The sequence below is a fragment of the Actinomycetospora sp. genome, assembly GCF_055612215.1.
Genome location: NZ_JBVPVA010000203.1, coordinates 1 through 5,162, shown reverse-complemented (window position 1 = coordinate 5,162; position 5,162 = coordinate 1). Strand labels below are relative to the sequence as shown.

The following is a 5,162-nucleotide window of genomic DNA, read 5'->3' as shown; positions in this document are numbered from 1 at the left end:
GAGTCAGCACGCCCCCGGAGGCGCTGCGGGTCGCCGTGCCGCTGGTCCGTGCGGTCGTGGTGCTCGCGGCCGGGCTCACCGTCGGGAGCCTCGTCGCCGCGATCGGCGTGCTCCCCGCGCGCACCGGGGCCCGGGCGCTGTCCGCCGACGGGTACCTGGCCGTGCGCCGGGCCGGCGCCGCGGCCGCGGTGTGGGCGGTGGCCGCGTCGGTCGCGGTGCCGCTCACGGTCGTGGTCGGCGTGGGCGGCGACGCGCGGGTCCTGTCGGCGCCCAGCCCCTTCCTCGCCTCGGTCGGCGCCCTCGAGGAACCGGCGGGCTTCCTGGTGGCGGCGGTGGCCGCAGCCGTCGTCGCGGTGATGTGCCGGGTGACGTTCTCCTGGCGTACCGCGGTCGGCGCGCTGCCGCCGGCCCTGCTCGCCGTCGTCGCGCCCGTCGCGACCGGCCACGTCGCGAGCGTCGGCGGGGGCCACGACATCGCGACCGACGCCGCCGTGCTCGCCGCCGCCGCGCTCGCGGTGTGGTTCGGGACGACGGTCGCCCTCGCCCGGCACCGCGCCCGCCGGCGTCCCGACGCCGACGTCGTCGCCCGGCGGGCGGGACGGGTGGCCCGGGTCGCCGCGCCGGTCGCGCTCGTCGGGCTCGCCACGGTCGATCTCTGGTTGGTGCGCGACGGCTGGACGACGCTGTACGGCGGGATCGCGGCGGCCGCGCTCGTGCTGGTCGCCCTGGCCGCGGTGCCGCTCGTGGCCCCGCGCCTGCCCCCGGGCTGGACCCTGACCGCGCTGGGCCTCGCGGCCGTCACCGCCGGCCTGACCGCGAGCGGGCTCCCGCCCGGGCTGCTGCGGCCCGCGAGCGCGCAGGAGACGCTCGTCGGCTTCGACCTGCCGGGGCCGCCGACCGTGTTCGGACTGGTCGGCCCCGGGCGCCCGAACCTGCTGGCCGGCGCGGTGTGCCTCGTGCTCGCCGCCGCCTACGTCGCGGGGGTGCTGCGCCTGCGCCGCCGGGGGGACGCGTGGCCGCCCGGGCGCACGACCGCGTGGCTCGCCGGCTGCGCGCTGGGCGTGTGGACCACGACCAGCGGCCTCGGCGAGTACGCGATGGCGATGTTCAGCATCCACATGGGCAGCCACATGCTGCTCGCGATGGCCGTGCCGATCCTGCTCGTGCTGGGCGGCCCGCTGACGCTGGCGCTGCGCGCGGTGTCGGTGCCCGACGCCGGCGGGCTCGACGGACCCCGGGCGTGGGTGACCTCGCTGCTCGACGCCCCCGTGGTGCGGGTGCTCACCCACCCCGTCGTCGCGCTCGTGCTGTTCGTCGGGTCGTTCTACGCGCTGTACCTCTCGCCGATCTTCGCCGCGGCGCTGCCCTACCACTGGGCGCACCAGCTGATGAACCTCACCATCGTCGTCGTCGGGTACCTGTTCTTCTGGGTCGTCATCGGGGTGGACCCGTCGCCCCGGCCCCTGCCCCACGTCGCCCGGCTGGCGCTGCTGCTCGCGTCCATGCCGTTCCACGCGTTCTTCGGTGTGGCGGTCTTCGGGGCCGCGACCGTGATCGGGCAGCGCTTCTACGGCGACCTCGCGCTGCCGTGGGTGCCGGACCTGCTGGCCGACCAGAGCCTCGGCGGCGGGGTCGCGTGGGCCGCCGGCGAGGTCCCCCTCCTCGTCGTGGTGATCGCGCTGCTCGTGCAGTGGTCGCGCTCCGACCGGGACGGCTCGCGGTCGGACCGCGACGGCGACGCCTACCGGGTGATGCTCACCGACCTGGCGAGCCGCCGGCCCTGAGCGCCCCGGCCACCGGCCGCGATTGCGCCGTCCGGCCCACGACGGTGCCCGCGCGACGCCGCTGACCGCCGCCCGGCGACCGCACCCCGCAGGACACGCAACCACCCGGCGCGATCCGCCGTTGCCCCTCACAGAGGTCACCACCGACGTCGGGGAGGCACCGGATGGGCAAGCGCTCGGCCGCACAGCAGAGCCGGGGCACCGGGTCCCGCACGCCCCTGATCGTCGGGATCCTGGTGGTCGGGGTCCTCGCGATCGTCATCGGCAGCACGCTCTTCGGCCGGGACGACGCGGACGCCTCGGGCGGCACCTCGACCGTCGGCCCCATCCCCATCACCCGCGCCGCCGTGCAGTTCCCCACGAGCGTCGACGACGGGGTCGTCGTGGCGGGCGCCCCGAAGGCCCCGAAGGGCAAGAACGGCCCGCACACCCTCGACCTCTACGAGGACGCCCTCTGCCCCGCCTGCCAGGCCCTCGAGTCCCGCGGCGGCGCGCGGTTGGCGAAGGCGGTGTCCGACGGGACGCTGCGCATCCGCTACCACCTGCTCAACATGCTCGAGGCGCGCTCGCAGCCGGCCGGCTACTCGACCCTCGGCGGCAACGCGATGCTCTGCGGCGCCGAGAACGGGATCTTCCCGGACCTGCACGTCAGCCTCTACACCGCGCAGCCCGAGGAGAACGGCACGGCCTGGACGGTCGACCAGATCGTCGACCTCGGCAAGCGGCTGAACGCCGGCCCGGGCTTCGAGCCCTGCGTGCGCAACGGGGTCCACGCCAAGGACGTCGGCGCGAACTTCGCCCAGGCCTCGCACGACCCGAAGCTCGTGCGCCAGGGCGCGACCGGCTTCGGCACCCCGACGATGGTCCTCGACGGTGCCCTGCTCCAGCCCGGGGACACCCGCCTGGACAAGCTGGTCCCCGCGGACTCCTGAGCGCGGCCCGTCAGGTCTGCGGACGGAACCGGCGCAGCCGCAGGCTGTTGCCCACGACGAACACGCTCGAGAGCCCCATCGCGGCGCCCGCGATCATCGGGTTGAGCAGCCCGAGCGCGGCGAGCGGCAGCGCGGCCACGTTGTAGGCGAACGCCCAGAACAGGTTGCCGCGGATCGTCGAGAGGGTCCGGCGGGCCAGGCGCAGCGCGTCGGTGACGCCGCGCAGGTCGTCGCCGGTCAGCGTGAGGTCCCCGGCGTCCACGGCGAGCGCCGACCCGCCGCCCATGGCCAGACCGAGGTCGGCGCGGGCCAGCGCGGCCGCGTCGTTGACGCCGTCCCCGACCATCGCGACGACCCGCCCCTCGCCCCGCAGCCGGTCGACGACGTCGGCCTTCTCGGTGGGCAGCACCTCGGCGACGACGTCCTCGGGCGCGATCCCGACCTCGGCAGCCACCGCGCGGGCGGCCGCGGCGTTGTCGCCGGTCAGCAGGATCGGACGCAGGCGCGCGGCCCGCATCCGCGCGACCGCCTCGGCCGAGGTGGGCCGCACGGTGTCGGCGACGGCGAGGACCGCGCGGGCGGCGAGGCACCCGTCGTCGTCGGCCCAGGCGAGGACGACCGCGGTCGCGCCGGCCGCCTCGGCCTCGCGGTGGGCGTGGTCGAGGTCGGCGGGCAGGGTCACGCCCGCCGACTCCACGAGGCGGCGGCGCCCGACGAGCGCGGTGGTCCCGTCGACGGTGCCGCGCACGCCGAGCCCGTCGACGACCTCGACGTCCCGGACGGCGGCGGTGGGCCGCCCCGTGCCCTGCCCGGCCTCGACCAGCGCCCGGGCCACCGGGTGGTCCACGTCGGTCTCGAGCGCGACGACCCGGCGCCACACCGCGGCGTCGTCGACGTCCTCGGCACGGTGCAGCGAGCGCAGGCCCATCCGCCCCGTCGTCACCGTTCCGGTCTTGTCGAGCACGACGGTGTCGACCTTCCGCGACGTCTCGAGCACCTGCGGCCCGCGCAGCAGGATGCCCAGGCGACGACCGCGACCGGCGGCGACGGCCAGCGCCGTCGGGGTCGCGAGGCCGAGCGCGCAGGGGCAGGCGACGACGAGCACGGCCATGGCGGCGGCGGTGGCGAAGCCCGCGTCGGCGTCGGCGAACCACCAGAAGCCGAAGGTGTAGGCGGCGAGCACCAGCACCACCGGGACGAAGCGGCCGGCGATCTTGTCCGCGAGCCGCTGCACCGAGGCCTTGCCGAGCTGCGCGTCCTGCACGCGCCGGGTCAGGCGCGCCCACTGGGTGTCGGCGCCGACGCCGGTCGCGCGCACCAGGAGCCGTCCCGACGCGCACCGGGTGCCGGCGAGCACGCGGGTGCCGACGGCGGCCTCGACGGGCACGGACTCGCCGGTCATGGCGGCGACGTCGAGGGTGGCGCTCCCCTCGGCCACGACCCCGTCGACCGGCACGACGTCCCCGCCGGCGACGACCACGTGGTCGCCCACCAGGACGTTGTCGACGGGGACGCGCAGGGCACGGTCGCCGACGACGAGGGTCGCGTCGGGCGTGGCGTGCTCGTCGGCCCCGGCCCCGCCCGCCGCGAGGGCCTTCTTCCGGCCGCGCATCTCGATCCAGCGCCCGACGAGGACGGCGGTGACGATCGCGACCGCGGCCTCGAGGTAGATCGTCCGGGTGCCGCCCCAGAGGTCGGGCGCCGGGACGAGCGAGAGGCCGTGGTGGACCCCGCCGAGGCCGGCCTCGCCGAGGAAGAGCGTCCCGACCGACCAGCCGTACGCGGAGAGCACCCCGACCGAGACCAGGGTGTCCATCGTCAGCGACCCATGGCGCAGGTGCCGCCACGCCGCCCGGTGGAACCGCAGGCCGCCCCAGAACACCACCGGCGTCGCGAGCACCAGCGAGAACCACTGCCAGTACCGGAACTGCCAGAACACGTTCATCGCGACCGCGATCACCGGGAGGCTCAGCGCGAGGCAGATCAGGGCGCGCTGGCGCAGGTCGGCGACCTCGGGGTCGTCCTCGGCGCGCGGCTCGGCGGGCTCGGATTCCGAGCGAAGGGCCCCTTCGGTCGGCTCTATCGAGCGGAGCACCCCCTCGCTCGTCGGGCGCGGGGCGGGCACGCCCGAGCGAAGGGCCCCCTCGGTCGGCTCTACCGAACGAGGGGCACCTTCGGCCGGTACCGCCGCACCCGACGTCGTCACCACCGACGCGCCGAAGCCCAGCTTCTCCACCGTGCGCACGAGGACCTCGGGCTCGCCGTCGTGGGTCACCCGGGCGCGGCCGGTCGCGAGGTTCACCTCGGCGGTGACGCCGGCGAGCTTCCCGAGGCGTCGCTCGATCCGCGAGGTGCACGCGCCGCACGTCATGCCGGTGACGGCGAGCTCGGTGACGCGGGCGGACGGGGTGGGCGACACGGACGCGGTCGGGGTGGTCGACGCGGT

At 76.5% G+C, this 5,162-nt stretch carries 3 protein-coding genes; 2 read left to right on the top strand and 1 reads right to left on the bottom strand.

The annotated features are described in order from the left end of the window. Positions 1–1,784, top strand: a 1,784-nt coding sequence (locus tag AC0CYZ_RS05550; RefSeq protein ID WP_472213136.1) for a cytochrome c oxidase assembly protein, incomplete at its 5' end; no start/stop codon positions are given. A 164-nt stretch (positions 1,785–1,948) separates the two neighbouring features. Next, positions 1,949–2,716 carry a DsbA family protein gene (locus tag AC0CYZ_RS05545; RefSeq protein ID WP_472213134.1) on the top strand — a complete coding sequence of 256 codons (768 nt, stop codon included), beginning with the start codon at positions 1,949–1,951 and terminating at the stop codon, positions 2,714–2,716. Between the two features lie 10 nt (positions 2,717–2,726). Here AC0CYZ_RS05545 and AC0CYZ_RS05540 read toward each other — a convergent pair whose 3' ends face one another. After that, on the bottom strand, positions 2,727–5,135 hold the full coding sequence (locus AC0CYZ_RS05540; protein WP_472213138.1) for a heavy metal translocating P-type ATPase: 2,409 nt from the start codon (positions 5,133–5,135) through the stop codon (positions 2,727–2,729). Between the last annotated feature and the right edge of the window lie 27 nt (positions 5,136–5,162).

Bases quoted from the DNA above. Each gene is read 5' to 3' on its own strand.
- AC0CYZ_RS05545 (WP_472213134.1), top strand. From the start codon at position 1,949: ATGGGCAAGCGCTCGGCCGCACAGCAGAGCCGGGGCACCGGGTCCCGC.